Source organism: Pseudooceanicola marinus (assembly GCF_002786295.1).
GTDB lineage: Bacteria > Pseudomonadota > Alphaproteobacteria > Rhodobacterales > Rhodobacteraceae > Pseudooceanicola > Pseudooceanicola marinus.
In genome coordinates this window covers 160404-181566 of record NZ_PGTC01000016.1, presented here as the reverse complement: position 1 = coordinate 181566, position 21163 = coordinate 160404, and the positions used below count along the sequence as shown (strand labels likewise).

Annotated in this window: 23 protein-coding genes and 1 other RNA gene; 13 read left to right on the top strand and 11 right to left on the bottom strand. The window is 66.9% G+C overall.

Annotation, left to right across the window (positions count from 1 at the left end; genetic code table 11):
* Window positions 1-59: 59 nt before the first annotated feature.
* Window positions 60-797 carry a Bax inhibitor-1/YccA family protein gene (locus CVM50_RS11790; RefSeq protein WP_085889456.1) on the top strand — a complete coding sequence of 246 codons (738 nt, stop codon included), beginning with the start codon at window positions 60-62 and terminating at the stop codon, window positions 795-797.
* A 91-nt stretch (window positions 798-888) separates the two neighbouring features.
* Here CVM50_RS11790 and CVM50_RS11785 read toward each other — a convergent pair whose 3' ends face one another.
* The 4 genes from CVM50_RS11785 to rnpB all read right to left on the bottom strand — a co-directional run bounded on the left by CVM50_RS11785 (window position 889) and on the right by rnpB (window position 3403).
* On the bottom strand, window positions 889-1599 hold the full coding sequence (locus CVM50_RS11785; protein ID WP_232618226.1) for a GNAT family N-acetyltransferase: 711 nt from the start codon (window positions 1597-1599) through the stop codon (window positions 889-891).
* 135 nt (window positions 1600-1734) lie between these two features.
* On the bottom strand, window positions 1735-1902 hold the full coding sequence (rpmG, locus tag CVM50_RS11780; RefSeq protein WP_007799108.1) for a 50S ribosomal protein L33: 168 nt from the start codon (window positions 1900-1902) through the stop codon (window positions 1735-1737).
* 201 nt (window positions 1903-2103) lie between these two features.
* A complete protein-coding gene (locus tag CVM50_RS11775; protein WP_085889455.1) occupies window positions 2104-2796 on the bottom strand; it encodes a PRC-barrel domain-containing protein in 693 nt (230 codons plus the stop codon).
* A 196-nt stretch (window positions 2797-2992) separates the two neighbouring features.
* Window positions 2993-3403: RNase P RNA component class A (gene rnpB / locus CVM50_RS11770), an RNA gene on the bottom strand.
* 110 nt (window positions 3404-3513) lie between these two features.
* Here rnpB and CVM50_RS11765 point away from each other — a divergent pair.
* The 11 genes from CVM50_RS11765 to CVM50_RS11715 all read left to right on the top strand — a co-directional run bounded on the left by CVM50_RS11765 (window position 3514) and on the right by CVM50_RS11715 (window position 13282).
* On the top strand, window positions 3514-3969 hold the full coding sequence (locus CVM50_RS11765) for a universal stress protein (protein WP_157792176.1): 456 nt from the start codon (window positions 3514-3516) through the stop codon (window positions 3967-3969).
* Window positions 3970-4116: 147 nt separating this feature from the next.
* Window positions 4117-4677 carry a NifU family protein gene (locus CVM50_RS11760; protein WP_085889453.1) on the top strand — a complete coding sequence of 187 codons (561 nt, stop codon included), beginning with the start codon at window positions 4117-4119 and terminating at the stop codon, window positions 4675-4677.
* Window positions 4667-5311 carry a tRNA (adenosine(37)-N6)-threonylcarbamoyltransferase complex dimerization subunit type 1 TsaB gene (gene tsaB / locus CVM50_RS11755; RefSeq protein WP_085889452.1) on the top strand — a complete coding sequence of 215 codons (645 nt, stop codon included), beginning with the start codon at window positions 4667-4669 and terminating at the stop codon, window positions 5309-5311. The genes CVM50_RS11760 and tsaB overlap by 11 nt, the downstream gene beginning before the upstream one ends.
* Window positions 5308-5724 carry a ribosomal protein S18-alanine N-acetyltransferase gene (rimI, locus tag CVM50_RS11750; RefSeq protein WP_085889451.1) on the top strand — a complete coding sequence of 139 codons (417 nt, stop codon included), beginning with the start codon at window positions 5308-5310 and terminating at the stop codon, window positions 5722-5724. The genes tsaB and rimI overlap by 4 nt, the downstream gene beginning before the upstream one ends.
* 159 nt (window positions 5725-5883) lie before the next feature.
* Window positions 5884-6891, top strand: coding sequence for a BMP family lipoprotein (locus tag CVM50_RS11745; RefSeq protein ID WP_085889450.1), 1008 nt, complete (start codon window positions 5884-5886; stop codon window positions 6889-6891).
* 88 nt (window positions 6892-6979) lie between these two features.
* Window positions 6980-8614, top strand: a complete 1635-nt coding sequence (locus tag CVM50_RS11740) for an ABC transporter ATP-binding protein (protein ID WP_085889449.1) — start codon at window positions 6980-6982, stop codon at window positions 8612-8614.
* Window positions 8607-9698 carry an ABC transporter permease gene (locus CVM50_RS11735; protein WP_085889448.1) on the top strand — a complete coding sequence of 364 codons (1092 nt, stop codon included), beginning with the start codon at window positions 8607-8609 and terminating at the stop codon, window positions 9696-9698. The genes CVM50_RS11740 and CVM50_RS11735 overlap by 8 nt, the downstream gene beginning before the upstream one ends.
* A gap of 1 nt (window position 9699) precedes the next feature.
* Window positions 9700-10335 (top strand): LysE family translocator, encoded by a 636-nt coding sequence (locus tag CVM50_RS11730; RefSeq protein WP_085889447.1) that lies wholly within the window; start codon window positions 9700-9702, stop codon window positions 10333-10335.
* 3 nt (window positions 10336-10338) lie between these two features.
* Window positions 10339-11301 carry an ABC transporter permease gene (locus CVM50_RS11725; RefSeq protein ID WP_085889446.1) on the top strand — a complete coding sequence of 321 codons (963 nt, stop codon included), beginning with the start codon at window positions 10339-10341 and terminating at the stop codon, window positions 11299-11301.
* Window positions 11302-11543: 242 nt separating this feature from the next.
* A complete protein-coding gene (locus tag CVM50_RS11720; RefSeq protein WP_085889445.1) occupies window positions 11544-12461 on the top strand; it encodes a sulfite exporter TauE/SafE family protein in 918 nt (305 codons plus the stop codon).
* 2 nt (window positions 12462-12463) lie between these two features.
* A complete protein-coding gene (locus CVM50_RS11715; protein ID WP_085889444.1) occupies window positions 12464-13282 on the top strand; it encodes a TIGR02186 family protein in 819 nt (272 codons plus the stop codon).
* Window positions 13283-13504: 222 nt separating this feature from the next.
* Here CVM50_RS11715 and CVM50_RS11710 read toward each other — a convergent pair whose 3' ends face one another.
* The 7 genes from CVM50_RS11710 to CVM50_RS11680 all read right to left on the bottom strand — a co-directional run bounded on the left by CVM50_RS11710 (window position 13505) and on the right by CVM50_RS11680 (window position 19086).
* Window positions 13505-14398: a lysophospholipid acyltransferase family protein gene (locus CVM50_RS11710; RefSeq protein WP_085889443.1), complete on the bottom strand. Its 894-nt coding sequence runs from the start codon at window positions 14396-14398 to the stop codon at window positions 13505-13507.
* Window positions 14399-14469: 71 nt separating this feature from the next.
* Window positions 14470-14748: an HPr family phosphocarrier protein gene (locus CVM50_RS11705; protein WP_085889442.1), complete on the bottom strand. Its 279-nt coding sequence runs from the start codon at window positions 14746-14748 to the stop codon at window positions 14470-14472.
* A gap of 36 nt (window positions 14749-14784) precedes the next feature.
* Window positions 14785-15183, bottom strand: coding sequence for a PTS sugar transporter subunit IIA (locus CVM50_RS11700; RefSeq protein WP_085889441.1), 399 nt, complete (start codon window positions 15181-15183; stop codon window positions 14785-14787).
* 44 nt (window positions 15184-15227) lie between these two features.
* Window positions 15228-16130, bottom strand: a complete 903-nt coding sequence (gene rapZ / locus CVM50_RS11695) for an RNase adapter RapZ (protein ID WP_085889440.1) — start codon at window positions 16128-16130, stop codon at window positions 15228-15230.
* A 45-nt stretch (window positions 16131-16175) separates the two neighbouring features.
* On the bottom strand, window positions 16176-16625 hold the full coding sequence (locus CVM50_RS11690; protein WP_085889439.1) for an HPr kinase/phosphorylase: 450 nt from the start codon (window positions 16623-16625) through the stop codon (window positions 16176-16178).
* Between the two features lies 1 nt (window position 16626).
* On the bottom strand, window positions 16627-18372 hold the full coding sequence (locus CVM50_RS11685) for a sensor histidine kinase (RefSeq protein WP_085889438.1): 1746 nt from the start codon (window positions 18370-18372) through the stop codon (window positions 16627-16629).
* A gap of 12 nt (window positions 18373-18384) precedes the next feature.
* Entirely contained in the window at window positions 18385-19086 is a 702-nt protein-coding gene (locus tag CVM50_RS11680) for a response regulator transcription factor (RefSeq protein WP_085889437.1), read from the bottom strand.
* 473 nt (window positions 19087-19559) lie between these two features.
* On the opposite strand from CVM50_RS11680, the gene CVM50_RS11675 reads away from it, so the two are divergent.
* On the top strand, window positions 19560-21158 hold the full coding sequence (locus CVM50_RS11675) for a phosphoenolpyruvate carboxykinase (protein ID WP_085889436.1): 1599 nt from the start codon (window positions 19560-19562) through the stop codon (window positions 21156-21158).
* Window positions 21159-21163 lie beyond the last annotated feature (5 nt).

Sequence of the window (21163 nt, the reverse complement as noted above, 5' to 3'; positions counted from 1 at the left end):
TCCCGATATTGGACACGACATCCGCCCCCATGGGCTTTGCTGTTTGATCGGAGGCAAGAATGGCTGACTACAGAACGATGCAGGCAACGGCAGGTAGCCGGTCCGCCGCCATCGACGAAGGGCTCCGCGCCCACATGAACAAAGTCTACGGAACCATGTCCGTGGGCACGCTGCTGACCTTCCTCGTGGCCTGGGCCGTCGGCTCCTCGCCCGAGCTGCTCGGCATCTTCCGCGACCCGCAGACGCTGCAGCCCAATATCCTGGGCTGGATCATCATGTTCGCTCCGCTGCTGATGGTCTTCGGCTTCGGCGCCATGATCAACCGACTGTCGGCTGCCGGTGCGCAGACGTTCTTCTATGTCTTCTCGGCGGTGATGGGCCTGTCCCTGTCGTGGATCTTCGTGGCCTTCACCGGCATCTCGATCGCCCAGGTCTTCCTGGTGACCTCGATCGCCTTCGCCGGCCTGTCCCTCTACGGCTACACCACGAAGCGTGACATCTCCGGTTGGGGTGCCTTCCTGATGATGGGTGTGATCGGCCTGGTCGTGGCCTCGATCATCAACATCTTCCTGGGCTCCCCCGCGCTGCACTTCGCGATCTCCGCGATCGGTGTCCTGATCTTCGCAGGCCTGACCGCCTACGACACGCAGAACATCAAGACCACCTACCTGCAGCACGCCCATTCGATGGACCAGGAGTGGCTGGGCAAGTCCGCGATCATGGGCGCCCTGCAGCTCTACCTGGACTTCATCAACCTGTTCATGTTCCTGCTGCAGTTCCTCGGCAACCGCGAGTGATCTGCGCAAGGATCTGAAAACAACGACGAAGGCCGGCCCCGAGGGACCGGCCTTTTTCTTTGCCTGAGTATCGGCGCCATTGCCGCGCGCCTCAGGCCCGCCAACGCATCTGCACCGCCGGGAACAACAGCCCGTTGGGCAGCCGCAGGTCGATCTCCCCGCGCGCCTCGAAGCCCAGGCTTTCATAGAAGGGCACGGCGGTCAGCGTCGCCTGGCAATGCAGCAGCTCCACCCCCGCGGCGGTCGCAGAGCGGATGACCTGCCCCATGATCTGCCGTCCGAGCCCCTGGCGGGCGACATCGGGATCGGTGGCGACATGGCGCACGTGCCCCTCACCGGGCCGACCGGCCGCACCCCAGGGCGAGGTATCGGTCCAGCCACCCGCCGCCAGCACCCGGTCATCCGCCGGATCCAGCGCCAGGAAATAGGTGCCGCAGGTCAGCAGGCCGGGGCGCGGCCGCTTTACGAAGGGCAGCGCCTCGCGCAGCAGCTCGGCCGGGTAGTCTGGGGCTAGCAGCGCCCGGTAGGAGCGTGCCAGCATCCGGTTCAGCGCCTCGGTATCCGCGGGCAGTCCGGGACGCATCATCAGGTCGTCCGGCAGGATCACCGGCGCCAGCTTGCGCGGGGCGGCGGACAGGACCGCCGCAAGGGCGCCCCGATCGGTGTCGAGGCTCGGGCGTAGGGCGGGCTGAGCAGGGGCCGCAGGCGCGGCGCGTGCGGTCAGCAGTTCCGCCAGCTCGCCCTCATGCAAGGGCTCGTCGGAATGGTCGGGGGGCGTGTCTTCGCCGGAAGAAAGGGGCATCGGGGCGGTCCTTGTCTCTCACCCCGGCGGTTACCGGGGCCTGTCGGGTGTGGGGGGGGGAGACAGGGCGCGGCCCAAAAGCAAAAAGCCGCGCTCTGCGGCGCGGCTTTGCATGGTCTTCAAGGTGTTCAGATCTTACTTGATCTTGCCTTCCTTGTACTCGACATGCTTCCGCACCACCGGATCGTACTTTCGTACGGTCATCTTTTCGGTCATGGTACGCGCGTTTTTCTTGGTCACGTAGAAATGGCCCGTGCCCGCGGTCGAGTTCAGACGGATCTTGATGGTCGTCGGCTTCGCCATTGTGCTTCTCCTACAGCAGGCGCACTCCGGGCCGCCCGCGAAATCTCTTGAAGCCCGCCTTTTACCGGGACTCGGTCACGAGTCAACCGGGGATCTGGGGAAAAAGCGGAAATCGTCGACTTTGTGGACCGACACGGCACGAAAAAGGGGGCCCGAAGGCCCCCTATTGCTCCGACCGGGGAGGAATAGGCCGAAACGCGATCACTCGATGGGCGCTTCGCTGCCGCCAGTGGTCGTTTCCTCCTCCATCCGGAGGGCGTCGGCCTCGCGGGCCTGCTCCTCGGCGGTGACGAATTCGGGCGCCGATTCCAGGTCGGCCTTGGTGGCGTTGGTCACCAGGCGCGGGGAACCTGCGTCGTCACGCACCACATCCAGGCTGGCCATCTCCACGGCCACGTCCTTTTGGCCCATCCCGAGGAAGCCGCCGACGCCGATCACGACGCCCTCGACCTCACCGCCGAGGGAGATGATCAGGTCGTTGATGTCGCCGACCTTCTCATCGGCGCCGTTGTAGACGGCGGCGCCCAGCAGGTCATCGGCAAGGATGGTGTCCTGGTCCTGCATGGTGATCTGGCCATCGACCGGCTTGGCGGGCTCCTCGGCCTCGGCCATGTCGCTGGCCTCGCCTTCCATCGGGTCAGCGGCCATCGGATCCGAGGCCATCGGATCAGCTGACATGTCACCGCCTTCAGCGGTCTCGCTGTCGGGCATCAGGGCCGGCTCGCCCTCTTCGACAGCGGGGGCCATTTCCTCGGGCACGGCTGGGTCTTCGGCGGGCTGCTCGACACTCTGGTCGCTGGTCTGGGCGATGGCCGTCACCGGCGCCACGACAGGGGCGGCCAGGGCGAGGGCGACAAGGGTTGCACGGCTGGTACTACGCATCAGAGAGGTCATGAGTTCTCCTCCTCAAGCTCATCCACGCAGGGTGCGGGGATCTCTGCCAGCCCAACGTGGCGCCGGCCCCGACGTTCCCGCGGCCCCTCCCGCCCACTGGCGGGTTTCAGCGCGCCGCAGCGCAGCGGACAGGCGGGTTCCCTCCGATAGTCCCGAAACGGGACAATCGGAGGATCTGCGCGAACTATGGGCGGATGTGCGCGGAGGGCCTGTAAGCCGGATTCTGTTCCCCGGCCGAAGCCGGTTCGATGACCATTCATCTGGGACGCCGGTCGCCCGGCGCCTCAAGCTGCCAACCCGAACCTCCGGGCCAAGGCGGCCCTGCGGTGGCGGCGGTTTCGGTTGCCCGACCTGCCCGCCCCGCGCGAGGTTCCTATTCGGCATTGCTCCCGGTGGGGCTTGCCATGCCGGTCCCGTTGCCGGTCCCGCGGTGCGCTCTTACCGCACCGTTTCACCCTTACCCTGCGTGCAGGGCGGTCTGTTCTCTGTGGCGCTGTCCCTGGGGTCGCCCCCGCCGGGCGTTACCCGGCACCGTTGCCTTGTGGAGTCCGGACTTTCCTCGGAGACGCCGTTTCCAGCCTGCCCCCGCGGCCATCCGGCCCTCCGCGCGCCCTGCCCTTAGCGGGCGGCCCCGGCGCGGTCAATCACCCCGGCAACAGGCGGCCATTGCCCCCGCCCCCTCCATGCGTCATGATCCGGTCGGAAAAGGGGAAACTCATGCGCAAGTTCCTGGTCATCCTCGACGACAGCCGCGAATGCCTCAACGCCATGCGCTTTGCCGCCATGCGCGCCGCCAACTCTGGCGGCGGAGTCGCGATCCTGTCGATCATCCCCCCGGAGGAGTTCAACCACTGGATGGGCGTGGCCGACATCATGCGGGCCGAGGCGCGCGAGCGGATCGAGGCGCATTTCAACGTCTTCGCCAAGTGGATGCGCGACCGCCAGAAGATCGAGCCCGACCTGATCGTGCGCGAGGGCGAGGCCTATGAACAGATCCTGGCCCAGATCCGCGAAGACGAGGAGATCGGCGTGCTGGTGCTCGGCGCCTCTGCCGGCAAGGGCGGCCCCGGCCCCCTGGTCACCCAGATGAGCCGCAACGCGGGCTCCCTGCCCGTGCCCATCACCATCGTGCCCGAGGACCTGTCGAAAGACCGGCTGGAGGCCATTACCTGACCCCGGCAGCGCCGCGCGGGGCCCGGACAAGGGCCCGCACCCCGTGCACAGCCGCACATCGCGGCTCGCCACCTTAGAACGGTTCCAATTCTTGACAGAACGCCCCCGAAGACGCATATCGGGAGCCAACCAGAGAAAGGTCCGCCGATGTTCATCCAGACCGAATCCACGCCGAACCCGGCGACACTGAAATTCCTGCCCGGCCAGTCCGTCCTGGAGGCCGGCACCGCCGACTTCCCCACGGCCGAAACGGCCGAGAAATCGCCGCTGGCGCGGCGCCTGTTCTCGATCGACGGCGTGACGGGCATCTTCTTCGGCACCGACTTCATCACCGTGACCAAGCGTGACGGGCTGGAGTGGGACCACCTGAAGCCCGCCCTGCTGGGCGCCATCATGGAGCACTACCAGTCGGGCGAGCCCGTGATGGGTGGTGCTGCGCAGGCCACGGCCCATGCCGAGCATGACGGCCCCGACGGCGAGATCGTCGGCCAGATCAAGGAGCTGCTGGACACCCGCGTGCGTCCCGCCGTGGCCCAGGATGGTGGCGACATCACCTTCCACGGCTTTGAACGCGGCGTCGTCTACCTGCACATGCAGGGCGCCTGCGCCGGCTGCCCCTCCTCGACCCTGACCCTGAAGATGGGGATCGAGAACCTGCTGCGGCATTACATTCCCGAGGTGACCGAGGTTCGGCCCGTTGCCGTCTGACGACAGCCTGATCCTGTCCTTCGACACATCGGCCGCGCATTGCGCGGCCGCTTTGCTGTGCGGTGACCGGATCCTGGTGCACCGGCGCGAGGAGATGGCCCGCGGCCAGGCCGAACGGCTGGTGCCGCTGCTGGAAGAGCTGCTGGCCGAGGCCGGGCACGGCTGGGCCGATCTGTCGGCCCTGGCCGTGGGCGTCGGCCCCGGCAATTTCACCGGCATCCGCATCTCCGTCGCTCTGGCGCGCGGGTTGGCTCTGGGCCTGGGCGTGCCCGTGATCGGCGTCACCGGCTTCGAGGTGCTGAGCGAGGGCGCACCGCGCCCGGTGCTGGCCACGCTGCCCGCGCCACGTGGACAGGTCTACGCCCAACTCGTCACCGACAGCGGCAGCGGCACGCCGCAGCTCTGCCCCGCCGATTCCCTGCCAGATGAGATGATGCCGCCCGGCACCGGCCTGCTTGGGTCAGCCCCCGGTGCGACACCGGGGCCGGAAAATCCCGCTCCGGCGATTGCCCGGATCGCAGCCGCCCGACTGGAGGAAGCGGCCCCCGGCGCCCTGCCCGCGCCGGCGCCCTTCTACCTGCGCCCCGCCGATGCGGCGCCGCCCCGTGACGCACCGCCCCGGATTGTGCCGTGACCGACACTGCCACGCTGGCCCGCATCCATGCCGCCTGTTTCACCACGCCCCGCCCATGGACCACGGAGGAACTGGACCGGCTGATCGCCGATCCGGCCTGTTTCCTGGTCGCGAAGCCGGGCGGCTTCCTGCTGGGCCGCACCACCCTGGACGAGGCGGAGATCCTGACGCTCGCCGTCGATCCTGCGCATCGGCGCCAGGGCCTGGGCCGTGCCCTTGTCGCCGCGTTCGAGGAGACCGCGCGCGCCCGCGGCGCCACCATCGCCTTTCTGGAGGTGGCCGCCGACAACGCCCCTGCCATCGCCCTGTACCTCGGCGCGGGCTTCGTCCGCGCCGGCCGCAGGCCACGCTATTACCGCGCCCCGGACGGAGAGATGAAAGACGCTGAAATCTTGCGCAGGGACCTAGGGTAAAGTCGGGCGTATCGCGGGTTTCTCCTACCAAACGGTCAGAGAATGGTATTGACCAGTCTGACCCGCTCTGTCCTAAATCGGCCAGACCGAAACAATCTGCACAAAGCAGGGCCGCGACGCCGAAGACCGGCTTGGACGGCCATAAACCGGGAGACCCCAATGACCCTGATGACCAAGATGTTCGGCGCCGCCGCGACCGGCCTGGCCCTGACCGCAACTGCTGCCGTCGCGGACCCCGCGCTGATCTACGACCTGGGCGGCAAGTTCGACAAATCCTTCAACGAAGCCGCCTTCGTCGGCGCCTCCCGCTGGGCGGCCGAAACCGGCGGCGAGTTCCGCGACATCGAGCTGACCTCGGAAGCACAGCGCGAGCAGGCCCTGCGCCGCTTCGCCGAACAGGGCTTCTCCCCGGTCATCACCACCGGCTTCGCCTTCTCGACCCCGATCGCCAACGTCGCGGCCGACTACCCCGACACCAAATTCGTCACCATCGACGGCTATGTCGATCCGGAAGCGAACCCCAACGTCCTGTCCATCGGCTTCTCCGAGCATGAAGGCTCCTTCCTGGTCGGCATGATCGCCGGCCTGACCACCGAGACGGACACCGTGTCCTTCGTCGGCGGCATGGACATCCCGCTGATCCGCAAGTTCGCCTGCGGCTACGCCCAGGGCGTGAAGGCCGTCAACGAAGACGCCACGATCATCCCGAACATGGTCGGCACCGACCCCTCCGCCTGGGCAGACCCGGTGAAGGGCTCCGAGCTGGCACAGGCCCAGATCTCGCAGGGCTCCGACGTGGTCTTCGCCGCTGCCGGCGCCTCGGGCCTGGGTGTGCTGCAGACTGCCGCCGACCAGGGCATTTACGGCATCGGCGTGGACAGCAACCAGAACTACCTCTACCCCGGCTCGATCCTGACCTCGATGCTGAAGCGCGTGGACAACGCCGTCTATGACGCGATGAGCGCGGGGGACGACCTGGAAACCGGCGTCCAGACCAAGGACCTGTCGAACCGCGGCGTGGGCTTCGCGCTGGACGGCTACAACGAGATGCTGATCGACTTCGACACCCTGTCCGAGGTCTATGCCGCCGCCGCCGACATCGTCGCGGGCGAGATCTCGGTTCACGACTACTCCACCGACAACACCTGCCCGGCAGTGGAATTCTGATCGGGTCCGGCGGGGCTTTGCGGCCCCGCTCCACTTTCACAGGGGCCGCCCCCGCGCGGTCCCTGTTTCCTTTCACGGGACGCTGCACATGACAGAACCAGCCAACCGGCCCGCTCCAGCCCCGGGCGCCCACCCGGCGATCGAGCTGAAGGGCATTTCCAAGGCCTTCGGCCCGGTCCAGGCCAACAAGGACATCTCCATCCGCGTCATGCCGGGCACGATCCACGGCATCATCGGCGAGAACGGCGCGGGCAAGTCGACGCTGATGTCGATCCTCTACGGATTCTACAAGGCCGACGCGGGCGAGATCTTCATCAACGGCACGAAGACGACCATCAACGACAGCCAGGACGCCATCGCGGCCGGCATCGGCATGGTCTTCCAGCATTTCAAGCTGGTCGAGAATTTCTCGGTGGTCGAGAACATCATCCTCGGCGCCGAAGAGGGTGCCTCGCTGCAACCCTCGATCCGCAAGGCGCGCAAGTCGCTGAAAAGCCTGGCGGACGAGTATGAGATGCACGTCGACCCCGACGCCCTGATCGAGCACCTCTCGGTCGGGCACCAGCAGCGGGTGGAGATCCTGAAGGCGCTCTACCGCGAAGCCAACATCCTGATCCTGGACGAACCGACCGGCGTGCTGACGCCCGCCGAGGCCGACCACCTGTTCCGGATCCTCGACAACCTGCGGCGTGAGGGGAAGACGATCATCCTGATCACCCACAAGCTGCGCGAGATCATGGAGATCACCGACACCGTCTCGGTCATGCGCCGGGGCGAGATGACGGCCACGGTGAAGACCTCGGAAACCAACCCCGAGGAGCTGGCCGAGCTGATGGTGGGCCGCAAGGTCCTGCTGCGCGTCGACAAGAAACCGGCGACCCCGGGCGACGTGGTGCTGTCGGTGAAGGACCTGCGCGTGACCGATGCCAAGGGCGTCGAGCGGGTGAAGGGCATTTCCTTCGACATCCGCGCGGGTGAGATCCTCGGCCTGGCGGGCGTCGCGGGCAACGGCCAGTCGGAACTGATGCACGTTCTCGGCGGTATCATGGACGGCACCGGCGAGATCACCATGCTGGGCCAGCCCCTGCCCCTGTCAGGCAAGGGATCCGACGGCGCGGCGCGACGCAAGGCCTCGATCGGCAACGTGCCCGAGGATCGCCAGCGCGAAGGGCTGATCATGGAGTTCACCGCCTGGGAGAACACCGTCTTCGGCTATCACCGCGATCCGCAGTGGCAGTCGGGCGCGCTGATGAACAACGCGGCGATCCAGAAGGAGGCCGCGGGCAAGATGGAACGTTTCGACGTGCGTCCCCCCGACCCCAACCTGAAGGCCAAGAGCTTCTCCGGGGGCAACCAGCAGAAGATCGTGCTGGCCCGCGAGATCGAGAAATACCCGGACCTGCTGCTGGTCGGCCAGCCGACGCGCGGCGTCGACATCGGCGCGATCGAGTTCATCCACCAGGAAATCGTGCGCCTGCGCGACCAGGGCAAGGCGATCCTGCTGGTCTCGGTCGAACTGGACGAGATCATGTCGCTGTCCGACCGGATCGCCGTTATGTTCGACGGTCAGGTCATGGGCTTCCGCGACCCGTCGGAGACCGACGAACGCGAGCTCGGCCTTCTGATGGCCGGTATCTCGGGCGAACCCGACAAGGATGATTTCAAGGCGGTCGAGGAGAATATCACCGCCGTCGAACAAGGAGAGGCGCCGCACAATGGATAGGATGCCTGTCTGGGCCGACGTGGTCCTGATCCCGCTGATCTCGCTGTTGCTGGCCGCGGCCTTGTCGGCCGTCGCCATCTGGGCCATCGGCGAAAACCCCTGGGACGCCTTCTCGCTGATGGTGGACGGGGCGTTGATGCGTTCCTCCGGCTGGGGCTACACGCTGTATTACGCCACCAACTTCATCTTCTGCGGCCTGGCCGTTTCGGTGGCCTTCCACGCCAAGCTGTTCAACATCGGTGGCGAAGGCCAGGCGGTGATCGGTTCGCTCGGCGTGGCGCTGTGCTGTCTCTACATTCCCTGGCCGCACTGGACCATCGCCCTCCTGGGCTCGACCGTCTTCGCCGCGCTCTTCGGCGCGCTCTGGGCGCTGATCCCGGCCTACCTTCAGGCGGCGCGCGGCAGCCACATCGTGATCACCACGATCATGTTCAATTTCATCGCCGCCGCCCTGCTGAACTACGTCCTGGTCAACCACCTGCGCCCCGTGGGCGCGATGGAACCGGCCTCGGCCACCTTCCCCGCAGCGACGCATCTGCCCGACTTCCGCGACATCTTCGCGGGTGGCGAGGGCGTGCTGTTCCGCGGCTCGCCGGCCAATGTGACCTTCTTCGTCGCCCTGGCGGCCTGCGTGCTGGTCTGGCTGCTGATCTGGCGCACCAAGCTGGGCTACGAGATCCGCAGCCAGGGCTATTCCGAGAGCGGCGCCAAATATGCCGGCATCTCGCCCTTCCGCATCATCATCGTGGCGATGCTGATCTCCGGCGGTCTGGCCGGCCTGATGGGCATCAACGTGACCCAGGGCGAGGCCGAACGGCTGATCCTCAACTCTGCCGAGGGCGCGGGCTTCATCGGCATCGCTGTCGCCCTGATGGGGCGCAACCACCCCTTCGGCGTGCTGCTGGCCTCGATCCTCTTCGGCTTCCTCTACCAGGGGGGCGCCGAACTGGCGATGTGGACCTCGATCCCGCGCGAACTGATCGTGGTGATTCAGGCCCTGGTGATCCTGTTCACCGGCGCGCTGGACAACATGGTGCGCTGGCCGCTGGAGCGGGTCTTCATGGCGATGCGGAAGGAGGGCTGAGGTGGACGAGCTTCTGACCTATCTGCCCCGCTTCGTCGCGGCCTTCTCGATCCTGACCTTCGCGGCGATCTCGCCGGGGCCCGCGGTGGCCTTCCTGCTGGGGGTCTCGGCGGCGCGCGGGCGCGGCCCGGCCCTGCTGGCCACCACCGGCATTGCCGCCGGATCCTCGACCATCAACGTCTTAACCCTGGTCGGCGTCGGCCTGCTCCTGAGCCAGCTGGCCTGGGCCATGGAGATCCTGCGCCTGGCGGGCGCCAGCTATCTGGCCTGGCTGGCCTGGGGGTCGTTCCGCAAGGCGCTCAACCCGCCGCAGGTGGTCGCGGCCAAGGTGACACCCGCCAAGGCGCATCACCTTTTCGCCTCGGGCTACCTGATGCAGGTGACCAACCCGAAGGCCATTGCCTTCTGGCTGGCCATCGCCGCCGTCGGCGCCACCGAGGGGGGCAGCGCGCTGGTCGTCGCGGCCTTCATCGCCTGCTCCTTCGTCATTTCCTTCACCTGCCACGCGGCCTGGGCGCTGATCCTGTCCTCGGCCCCCGTGCGCCGGGCCTATGCCGCCGGGCGGCGCTGGATCGAAGGGGCGCTTGGCGTCTTCTTCGCCTTCGCCGCCTGGAAAATCGCCACATCGGAGAGCTGACCCATGGACCTGATGACGATCCTCCAGATCCTCGATTCCACCGTCCGACTGGGCACGCCGCTGTTGCTGATGTGCCTGGCCGGGCTCTTTTCCGAACGTGCCGGCGTGGTCGACATCGGCCTGGAAGGCAAGGCGCTGGCCGCCGCCTTCTTCTCGGCCGCCTTCGCCTACTATTCCGGCTCCGTCTGGGTGGGCATGCTCGTGGGCATCGTCGCCGCGATCTGCTTCTCGCTGATCCACGGCGTCGCCTCGATCACCTTCCGCGGCAACCAGCTGATCTCCGGCGTTGCGCTGAACTTCCTCGCCTCCGGCCTGACGGTGCTGGTGGCACAGACCTGGTTCGCGCAAGGCGGGCGCACGCCGACGCTGGAGCAGGCCCGGTTCAACGCCATCCCCCTGCCCGGCGCCGAGGCGCTGCGCGATGTGCCGGTGCTGGGCCCGATCTACGCCGAGCTGATCTCGGGCCACTCGATTCTGGTCTACGTGGCCTTCCTGCTGGTGCCGCTGTCCTGGTGGGTCCTCTACCGGACACGCTTCGGCCTGCGCCTGCGCGCCGTGGGGGAAAACCCGGCCGCCGTGGATACCGCCGGCATCTCGGTGGTGCGCCTGCGCTTTGCCGCGATCCTGATTGCCGGGATCCTGTGCGGCCTGGCCGGCAGCTACCTGGCCACCGGCCTGCAGGCGGGCTTTACCCGCGAGATGACCGCCGGACGGGGCTACATCGCCCTGGCGGCGCTGATCTTCGCCAAGTGGCGGCCCTGGTACTGCCTGTCGGCCACGATGCTGTTCGGCCTGCTGCAGGCGGTGGCGCTGCGGTATCAGAACATCGACCTGGGCGCCTTCGTGATCCCGGTGCAGTTCATGAACGCGCTGCCCTACATCCTGACCATCGTGATCCTGGCAGGCTTCGTCGGCGCGGCCATCCCGCCGCGCGCCTCCGGCGATCCCTACGTCAAGGAACGATAGCACGCCCCGAGCGGGGCGCACCTGACCCAATGTGCGCCCCGGCTCTCGCAGCGCCGCCACGCGCCGCATCCCCCCCCTCAGATCCTCACCCCCGGCACTCCGGCAACACCCGGCCGCTGACACGAGCCGGGTGATTGCCCTCGCCCGCGCTTCGCGGCAAAGTCGAAATTAACCCCCGCGCCGGGATCCAGCTCGTCGCGGACCTCCATTGCGGCACTGCGGCAATCGCGCTAGGAGACAGCATGCAGATCTACCTCCCCATTGCCGAGGTTTCCGTGAACATGTTCCTGCTCCTGGGGCTTGGGGGCATGGTTGGGGTCCTGTCGGGCATGTTCGGGGTCGGTGGCGGTTTCCTGATCACGCCCCTGCTGTTCTTCATCGGCATCCCGCCAACGGTCGCCGTGGCCACCTCCGCCAACCAGATCATCGCCTCCTCCGTCTCCGGCCTCTTCGCGCACCTGAAGAGGCGCAACGTGGACCTGCGCATGGGGATGCTGTTGCAGGGCGGCGGTGTCGTCGGGGCCGGGCTGGGCATGGTCCTGTTCAACTGGCTGAAACAGCTGGGCCATGTCGATCTGCTGGTGAACCTCTGCTACGTGGTCTTCCTCGGCGCCATCGGCTCCCTGATGTTCGTGGAAAGCCTCTCGGCCCTGCGCCGGGCGCGCGGCGGTGGCGGCGGGCCGGTGAAGAAGCGCAAGCAGCGCGGGCTGGTGCACACCCTGCCGATGAAGATGCGGTTCCGCACCTCGGGCCTTTATATCTCGGTCATCCCGCCCTTCCTGGTGGGGGCGGCCGTGGGCGTGCTGTCGGCGGTGATGGGCGTCGGCGGCGGCTTCATCATGGTGCCGGCGATGATCTACCTGCTGCACATGCCCACCAAGGTCGTGATCGGCACCTCGCTGTTCCAGATCATCCTGGTGGCCGGTGTCACCACCTTCCTGCACGCGGTCACCAACCATTCGGTCGACATCGCCCTGGCCCTGTTCCTGCTGATCGGCGGCGTGGTGGGGGCACAGATCGGCACCCGCATCGGGGCCAAGATGAAGGCTGAACAGCTGCGCATCCTGCTGGCCCTGCTGGTGCTGTCGGTCTGCTTCAAGCTGGGCCTCGACCTGGTGCTGCCCCCGGCCGAAGTCTACACGCTGACGGAGGTGCAGTGACCATGCGCCTGCCTCGCCTCTCTGCCCTTCGCGCCCTCCTGGCCGCCGCCCTTCTGGCCGCCCCCGTCGCCCTGCCCGCGCAGGAGGCGGAGGAGGTCCCCGCCCTGCCCGCACCCGAGGAACTGGTCCTGGGCCTGTCGCAGAACCGCGTGGCGATCACCGCCAATTTCGACGGCTCCGAGATCCTGATCTTCGGCGCCGTCAAACGCGACACCGCACCCCTGGCGGAGCCGGCCGATGTCATCATCACCGTCGCGGGGCCCACCGAGCCGATCGCGGTGCAGCGCAAGGAACGCCGCGCCGGCATCTGGGTGAACGCCGACCAGGTGACGATCCGCCAGGCGCCCAGCTTCTACGCCGTGGCCACCTCAGCGCCCCTGGAAGACATCCTGTCGGCCACCGAGGACCTGCGTCACCGCATCTCGATCCCCCGCGCCATCCGCTCGATCACCTCGGGAGACGAGGTGACGGACGAGGACGCCTTCGTCGAAGCGCTGGTGCGGATCCGCCAGCGCGCCGGGCTCTACCAGATGCGCGAGGAAACGGTGGGCTTCGACCGGCAGACCCTGTTCCGGACCTCGGTGCCGCTGCCCTCGTCGCTGCCCACGGGCGTCTACAGCGTCAACGTCTACCTGGTGCGCGATGGCTCGGTGGCCTCCACCCATGAAACGGCGATCCGCGTGGGCAAGGTGGGGCTGGAACAATGGCTCTACGCGCTATCGCGCGAACAGGGCGTGCTCTACGCGCTGCTGGCGATCTTCATCGCCATCTTCGCGGGCTGGGGCGCCTCGGAAATCTTCCGGCTTCTGCGCAACCAGTAACCGGATCGCCCGGGCCCGTTGGTTCACCGTGGAGGCCAGCCTCCGCGCGCCCGGGATCCTTCCGGCAAAGAGAAGACAGGGCATACAGGATCAGGGGCAGGCCGTCTTCACCGGGCGCCCGGCAAAGTGGTCATCCGACAGCCGAAAATACTCTGGGGGGAGGCGTGGCCTGCCACGACGGGGGGCAAAGCCCCCGCTGCCGTCAAACCGCAGCGGACGCGCTCAGCCCTTGCTGCCCAGCTTCAGCGTGTGCTCGCGCAGCCAGGCCATGAACCCGCGGGGGTTCTTCTTCAGCTCTTCCATCTGCGCGTCGTCGATCACGTCACCGACGATCGGCGCCTGCGGCTTGTTCAGCGAATGCACGATCTCATGCAGCAGCAGCCCCTGGCGCAGGGTGGCCGAGATGCGGTTGGCCACATGATACCAACGCGAATTGCCGCCGGTGAAATGGATCGGCACGACCTTGGCGCCGGAGCGGCGGATCATCTGCGCGGTGAAGACGTTCCACTCGGCCTCGATAGCCGGGCCGAACATGCTCTCCGAGGCGGCGACCACACCGGAGGGGAAGAGTGCGACCAGCCCGCCTTCCTTCAGATGCGCCATGGCCTTTGCGCGCATCTCGATCATCTTCTTCTGCGCTTCCGGATCATGCGGGAAGGGCACCGGGATCATGTAGGAGGAGGCGACCTCGTCGATGCCGGTCAGCACCGAGCGGGTCAGGATCTTGTAGTCGAGGCGCCGACGGCCGACCATCTCGGCCAGGATCATGCCGTCGACCATGCCGTGCGGGTGGTTCGCGACCACCACGACGGGGCCATCGGCCGGGATCTTCGCCAGCTGCTCCTCGGGGGTGGTGACGGGAATGCCCATCACGTCCAGGCAGGCCTTCCAGAAGGCCTGGCCCTGCGGCGCGCCCTGACGCTCGAACTTGCGGATCAGCCGCAGGATCGTCAGCTTGCCGGTGAACCATTCCAGGGTGCGGATCGCATTGCGCTGGAAGGCATTGTCGAAGGTGTTGGAATAGGTCAGGGACCGTCGGTCATACTTGGTATAGTTGACCTGATCGGGCGCGCTCTGGTGCCCGCGAGCGACGTGATTTTCAGTCGAGTCTACCAAGGCAAGTCACCTGTCTTCGTCGTCCGCGTTCTGTCGTGTGGGTTATACGCGGCGGGACGGAATGTCCGTCTCTACATGTCTTCCCCGAAACGGTCCGCCACCAGCTTTTCCAGCGCATCGGCCAGTGCCACGGCATCGGGCCCGGAGGTTTCAACCTCAATAGAGCTTCCCTTGCCTGCTGCCAACATCAAAAGGCCCATGATGCTGTCGCCGCCGGTGGACATCCCGTCGCGGCTGACTTCGGCGGAGGCGTCGAAAGCCTCCACAACCTCGACGAACTTGGCCGAGGCCCGGGCATGCAGACCCTTCTCGTTCACGATCTCAAAATGTCGTGTGACGCTTTCGCTCATCCCGGCCCCTCATTCGTCCCAAAACCCGATCGACCCTCAGGCGGACCCGGCGCTCAGATTGCGGCTGTCGATATACTTGCGCCCGGCTTCCGTGGCCACGCGCACCGCCTCCGGCAGCGTTTTATGCCGCGACTTGGCCAGCTTGATCAAGGCCGGAAGATTGACACCGTAGAGGATCCGCCGATCATCGGGACGGCAGGCCATCAGCGACAGGTTGCTGGGCGATCCGCCGAACATGTCGGTCACCACCACGACGCCCTGCCCCTGGTCCACGGACTCGGCGGCGGAACATATCTCCCGCTCCTTCGTACCGCGGTCGCAATTGGCGTCTATGGAGATGGCAGAGATTCCCGGTTGCGGGCCGACCACATGTTCGACCGCAGCCTTGTATTCCCGTGCCAGCCCGCCATGGGCGACGATGACGATTCCGATCAAGGCCGGTCTTCCCTCGGGTATGCGCGCGGGGACCACGTCGGGGGTCATCCTCCCCCCTCCGCAGTCCGGCGCCGTTCCTGTTCGCGATGCCTAATTGACACTTGCCAACCGGCCTCCGCAAGAGCCCGGCCGAGCCTTTCCGCCAAAGTGACGGAACGGTGCTGACCGCCGGTACAGCCGAAGCCGATGGCCAGGTGGGCCTTGCCCTCCTCTATATAGGCAGGCAGCAGCATCAGCGTAAGATCGGTCACCTTTTCGAGAAAAGGCGCGAAGCGCGGGTCGGAGGCCACATAGGTCTGCACCGGCTCGCTGGTGCCATCCAGCGCCCGCAGCGCCGGTTCCCAGTGCGGGTTGGCCAGGAAGCGCACGTCGAAGACCATGTCCAGCCCGCGCGGCAGCCCGCGCTTGTAGCTGAAGGAATGCAGCGACACCGCCAGGCCCTGTCCGCCCTGGGGGGCAAAATGGCCGTCGACCTCGCCGCGTAGGTCATGCACCGTCATTTCCGAGGTGTCGATCAGGATGTCGGCCAGGGCGCGGATCGGCCCCAACAAATCCAGTTCCCGCGCGATGCCTTCCTCCGGCGTGCCGTCGGGCGCTATCGGGTGGCGCCGCCGGGTCTCGCTGAAACGTCGTGACAGAACGTCGGCCCGGCAATCCACGTAAAGCAGCTCCAGCGGCAGGCCGCGCAGCTGGCGCAGCCGGTCCAGCGCCTCGATCAGCGCCTCGGTGGAGAAGTCGCGGTTGCGGGTGTCCACGCCAAGCGCCAGCGGGCGCGCCAGCGGCGGCCCGTCCAACAGGCGCGGCAGCAACGACAGGGGCAGGTTGTCGATCGCCTCGAACCCCAGATCCTCCAGCGCGCGGATCGCCGTCGACCGGCCCGCGCCGGCGGGGCCCGTCACGAGGACGAGGCGCGGGGATTGTCGGGGCTGATCTTCGGCGGTGGCCATGGCTGCCGTCGGTCTCGGGTGGACGGGAGAACCCGCCTCGCGTGTCTACGCGCGACGTCCCTCCCGCAAATATTGCAGAATCGCCGCGGCGAATGCCGCGGTCCCAGTATTGTGAAGCAAGGTTAAGGAAACCCCCAGCAAATTCGTGCTGCGCTGCGGCGGCAACCGCTCTGTTTCCGGGCGATCCAGGTCGACGACCAGCGCCAGCGGGCTGGGCCCGGCGGGGCTGGCGTTCAGCAGGCCGACGCCGCGCGCCTCGATCATGCCCGACAACGCCTCGGGGGCGCGGGCGATCACGCGGGGGCCGTCGCAGGTCAGGATCACCCGGTCATCGGCCACCAGCCGCGCACCACGGGCCATCAACTCCAGCGCGAGGGAGGATTTTCCGGACCCCGAGGCGCCCCGGATCAGCGCCGCGCACCCCCCAACCACGACGCAGCTGGCATGGACGACCTGCGCCCCCTGCCCGCCCACGCTGTCGGTCGCGGACACCATCTCAGATCGGCAGGCCGACGACGAAGCGCGCGCCCAGCGGGTCGGAGGTGATGTCGGCATCGGTGGGGCGGATGTTCTCGGCCCAGATCACCCCGCCATGGGCCTCGACGATCTGCTTGGAGATCGCCAGACCGAGGCCCGAGTTGTTGCCGAAATCCGACGCCGGCCGGTGCGAGTAGAAGCGTTTGAAGATCTTCTGCAGCGACTGGTCGGGGATCCCCGGTCCAGTGTCCTCGACCACCACCAGCACGCGGTTTTCCCGGCGCCGGGCCCAGACCCGGATCGCATCCCCCTCTTCGCAGAAACTGATCGCATTGGTGATGAGGTTGACGAAGACCTGCGCCAAGCGCGCCTCCAGCCCGCTGAGGATCAGGGTCTCGTCCGGCAGGTCGGTGATGAAGTCGATCCCCTTGCCGGCGGCCTGTTCGCCCAGATAGTCGGTCAGGCTGCCCAGCATGCGCAGCAGGTCGAACTCCTCTTCTTCTTCCTTCACCAGCTCCGAATCCAGCCGCGAGGCGTTGGAAATGTCGCTGACCAGCCGGTCAAGGCGGCGCACGTCATGTTCGATCACGTCCATCAGCTGTTCGCGCTGATCGTCGCGCTTGGCCACCCGCAGGGTACCCACGGCACTGCGCAAACTGGCCAGCGGGTTCTTGATCTCATGCGCCACGTCGGCGGCGAACTGTTCGTTGGCGTCGATCCGGTCGTAAAGGGCGCTGACCATGCCGCGCAGGGCGCCGGACAGCCGGCCGATCTCGTCGGGACGGGCGGTCAGGTCGGGAATGCGCACGCGGCTGGGTTTCGGCCGGGTATTGCCCCGATCGCCGCCCAGCTCGGCGGCGGCGGCCAGGTCCGACAGCGGGTTGGCGATGGTCGAAGCCAGCACCAGGCTGAGCCCCACCGAGACCAGCGTGGCGATGATGAACATCTGCAGCACGCGCTCGCGTTCCTGCCGGACCAAGTCATCGATCTCGCCCACGGATCCGGCCAGCGCCACGGCGCCCACCACCTGGCCCCCCGCCTCGATCGGCGACAGCGCGGTGTGGAACCGCCCCTCCGATCCGTGCGCGGTGGAGGTTTCGGCGGCGCCGATCCCGTGATCGGCCAGCAGGCGTTGCGCCTCCTGCTCGATGGCGACGGTGGGCTGGGGCACCCGACCGGAGGAGAAGACGGCGGTGATGCCGTTCCAGATCGCGGTCAGCGCATCGGTGACATAGGTGGGCTGATCGGACTGCGACCGGGGGGCCGCGCCGGATGCGGTGCCGGCCCGGCCCGCGACCAGCTCGCCCGCGTCATCGAAGACCAGCAGGGTCAGGCCGCTGCGCAGATCAAGGGCGGTCAGCGTGCCCGGCACGTCGACGCCGCGGCGGGCCCTCAGATCGACCTCCGCCCCCGGGGCGATCTGTGCCTCGAAGACACTGGCCACCAGGTCCGCCTCGCTGACCAGCGCGGCCTGGCGCTGTGCCAGCAGGCTGTCGCGCGACGAGTTCAGGTAGAGAACCCCCGCCACAAGCACGTTCAGTGCGATCAGGTTGAAGATGATGATCTTGCGCGTCAGCGGCGACGCCTTCAGCGCCAGCAGCCCACGTTTCTCGCGGCGGGCGCGGAACTCCTCGTCCACGACCGTTCCCGGGGCCTCGAACTCCTCGCCCAGCACGACATCGCCGCGGCGCTTCTTCGCGCCGCCGCTGCCTCGCCGTGCCCTGGCCGTGTCGTCCTGCACGCTGATCCCTTCGGCAAGCGCCATGGGCCTGGCCCGTTACTCTTCGTTGTAGCGATAGCCGATGCCGTAGAGCGTCTCGATCGCCGAGAACTCGTCATCGACCGAGCGCAGCTTCTTGCGCAGGCGCTTGATGTGGCTGTCGATGGTGCGGTCGTCGACATAGACCTGGTCGTCATAGGCCACGTCCATCAGCTGATCGCGGCTTTTGACGAAGCCGGGTCGCTGTGCCAGGGCCTGCAGCAGCAGGAACTCCGTCACGGTCAGGGTCACGTCCTGGCCCTTCCAGGTCACCGAATGGCGCAGCGGGTCCATGCGCAGGTGGCCGCGTTCCATCACCTTGGTGTCGTCGGTCTCGGCCACGACATCCCCCGACTGGGCCTCCTGCCGGCGCAGCAGCGCGCGGATCCGGGCCACCAGCAGGCGCTGGCTGAAGGGTTTCTTGACGTAATCGTCGGCGCCCATGCGCAGGCCCAGCACCTCGTCGATCTCGTCATCTTTCGAGGTCAGGAAGATCACCGGCATGGTGGTCTTCTGACGCAGCCGCTGCAGCAGGTCCATGCCGTCCATGCGCGGCATCTTGATATCCAGCACCGCCATGTCCGGCAGCGCCTTGTTGAAGGCCTCCAGCGCGGCCTGGCCGTCGGAATAGGTCTCGACCTCGAACCCCTCGGCCTCCAGCGTGATCGCCACGGAGGTCAGGATATTCCGGTCGTCGTCCACGAGTGCGATCTTGGACATTCTGCTTCCCTTCTAAACTGCTCGCTCCGGTCCCGGCTGTCTGTCGCCCCGTGCCGTCCCGAGATCGGGGAAACCGGGGCCCGCATCCTTCGGACCAGTCTGGGAGTCTCATTGACATGATTTTGCCGCAATACTCGCCCCTCCGGAGGGATCAGGCAATCCTGAAACGCGAATCGCGCTTTGCACCAGGATTGGATTGTGGCGAAAATGTCTTATGCACGTCGGCATTTTCCGTTGCACGACAGAGACCTGCCACCCCAGTGGCCGGTTCCCGCGCGTGGTTGCGCTAAACGCGGTATGGTTGCGCTAACCTCCCGGAAGCGCCCTGTTCACATCCGAAGACGACATGCTAAGAGGCCGATTATCGAGGCGTCCCGCCCCGGTTCCGCCGCCAGCCGCCCCATCGGGCGCGCGAACGGACGGCGACGGATGAGAGGACCGCCGCACCGACGCGGCTACAGGAGTGTTAAGATATGGCATTTGGACGGGTGAACCCGCACTTCCGGCTCGAAGATCAGGGGATCGAAGGGCTCGGCAATGTCTATTACAACCTTATGGAGCCCGCGCTGATCGAAGCCGCCCTGAAGAAGGGCGAAGGCACCCTCGGCAAGGGCGGCACCTTCCTGGTCACCACCGGCAAGTTCACCGGCCGGTCCCCCAAGGACAAGCACGTCGTGAAGACCCCCGACGTGGCCGACAAGATCTGGTGGGACAACAACGCCGAGATGTCGCCGGAGGCCTTCGATGTCCTCTACGCCGACATGGTCGAACACATGAAGGGCAAGGATTACTACGTCCAGGACCTCGTCGGCGGCGCCGACCCGGCCTATGCGATCAATGTCCGCGTCATTTCGGAACTGGCCTGGCACAACCTGTTCATCCGCCACCTGCTGCGTCGTCCCGACCGCGACGCGCTGAACGACTACGTGTCCGATTTCACCATCATCAACTGCCCCAGCTTCTCGGCCGATCCCGAAAAGCACGGCTGCCGCAGCGAAACCGTCATCGCGCTGAACTTCGCCAAGAAGGTCATCCTGATCGGCGGCACCGAATACGCCGGCGAGAACAAGAAGTCGGTCTTCACCCTGCTGAACTACCTGCTGCCCGAAAAGGGCGTGATGCCGATGCACTGTTCGGCCAACCACGCCAAGGGTAATCCGGTCGACACCGCCATCTTCTTCGGCCTGTCGGGCACCGGCAAGACCACCCTCTCCGCCGATCCCTCGCGCACCCTTATCGGCGATGACGAGCACGGCTGGTCCGACCGCGGCACCTTCAACTTCGAGGGCGGCTGCTACGCCAAGACGATCAACCTGTCGAAAGAGGCGGAGCCGGAGATTTACGCCACCTGCTCGATGTTCGGCACGGTGATCGAGAACATGGTCCACGACGAAGAGACCTTCGAGCTCGACTTCGAGGATTCCAGCCTCACCGAGAACATGCGCTGCGCCTACCCGCTGGAGGCGATCTCCAACGCCTCCGACACGGCGCTCGGCGGCCATCCGAAGAACATCATCCTGCTGACCTGCGACGCCTATGGCGTGCTGCCGCCGATCGCGCGGCTGACGCCGGCACAGGCCATGTATCACTTCCTGTCGGGCTTCACCTCCAAGACCCCGGGCACCGAGCGTGGCGTCGTGGAACCGATCCCGACCTTCTCAACCTGCTTCGGTGCGCCCTTCATGCCCCGTCGCCCGGAGGAATACGGCAACCTGCTGCGCGAGAAGATCGCCAAGCACGGCGCCACCTGCTGGCTGGTCAACACCGGCTGGACCGGTGGCGGTTTCGGCACCGGCTCGCGCATGCCGATCCGCGCCACCCGTGCCCTGCTGACCGCCGCCCTGGACGGCTCGCTGAACGAGGCGGAGTTCCGCAAGGACGCCAACTTCGGCTTCGAGGTGCCGGTCTCGGTCTCCGGCGTGGCCGACGCCCTGCTGGACCCGCGCCAGACCTGGGACGACAAGGCCGCCTACGACGCCCAGGCCGCCAAGCTGGTCGGCATGTTCTCGGAGAACTTCGAGCAATACCTGCCCTATATCGACGACGACGTGAAAGCCGCCGCGATCGGCTGAGGCGG

Coding starts and splice junctions, on each gene's coding strand:
- CVM50_RS11690 (WP_085889439.1), bottom strand. CDS start 16,625: ATGGTGTCCGCGACCGACAGCGTGGGCGGGCAGGGGGCGCAGGTCGTC.
- CVM50_RS11785 (WP_232618226.1), bottom strand. CDS start 1,599: ATGCCCCTTTCTTCCGGCGAAGACACGCCCCCCGACCATTCCGACGAG.
- CVM50_RS11725 (WP_085889446.1), top strand. CDS start 10,339: ATGGACCTGATGACGATCCTCCAGATCCTCGATTCCACCGTCCGACTG.
- CVM50_RS11740 (WP_085889449.1), top strand. CDS start 6,980: ATGACAGAACCAGCCAACCGGCCCGCTCCAGCCCCGGGCGCCCACCCG.
- CVM50_RS11705 (WP_085889442.1), bottom strand. CDS start 14,748: ATGAGCGAAAGCGTCACACGACATTTTGAGATCGTGAACGAGAAGGGT.
- CVM50_RS11680 (WP_085889437.1), bottom strand. CDS start 19,086: ATGTCCAAGATCGCACTCGTGGACGACGACCGGAATATCCTGACCTCC.
- CVM50_RS11715 (WP_085889444.1), top strand. CDS start 12,464: ATGCGCCTGCCTCGCCTCTCTGCCCTTCGCGCCCTCCTGGCCGCCGCC.
- CVM50_RS11675 (WP_085889436.1), top strand. CDS start 19,560: ATGGCATTTGGACGGGTGAACCCGCACTTCCGGCTCGAAGATCAGGGG.
- rpmG (WP_007799108.1), bottom strand. CDS start 1,902: ATGGCGAAGCCGACGACCATCAAGATCCGTCTGAACTCGACCGCGGGC.
- CVM50_RS11760 (WP_085889453.1), top strand. CDS start 4,117: ATGTTCATCCAGACCGAATCCACGCCGAACCCGGCGACACTGAAATTC.
- rapZ (WP_085889440.1), bottom strand. CDS start 16,130: ATGGCCACCGCCGAAGATCAGCCCCGACAATCCCCGCGCCTCGTCCTC.
- CVM50_RS11685 (WP_085889438.1), bottom strand. CDS start 18,372: ATGGCGCTTGCCGAAGGGATCAGCGTGCAGGACGACACGGCCAGGGCA.
- CVM50_RS11745 (WP_085889450.1), top strand. CDS start 5,884: ATGACCCTGATGACCAAGATGTTCGGCGCCGCCGCGACCGGCCTGGCC.
- CVM50_RS11765 (WP_157792176.1), top strand. CDS start 3,514: ATGCGCAAGTTCCTGGTCATCCTCGACGACAGCCGCGAATGCCTCAAC.
- CVM50_RS11720 (WP_085889445.1), top strand. CDS start 11,544: ATGCAGATCTACCTCCCCATTGCCGAGGTTTCCGTGAACATGTTCCTG.
- CVM50_RS11790 (WP_085889456.1), top strand. CDS start 60: ATGGCTGACTACAGAACGATGCAGGCAACGGCAGGTAGCCGGTCCGCC.
- CVM50_RS11735 (WP_085889448.1), top strand. CDS start 8,607: ATGGATAGGATGCCTGTCTGGGCCGACGTGGTCCTGATCCCGCTGATC.
- CVM50_RS11775 (WP_085889455.1), bottom strand. CDS start 2,796: ATGACCTCTCTGATGCGTAGTACCAGCCGTGCAACCCTTGTCGCCCTC.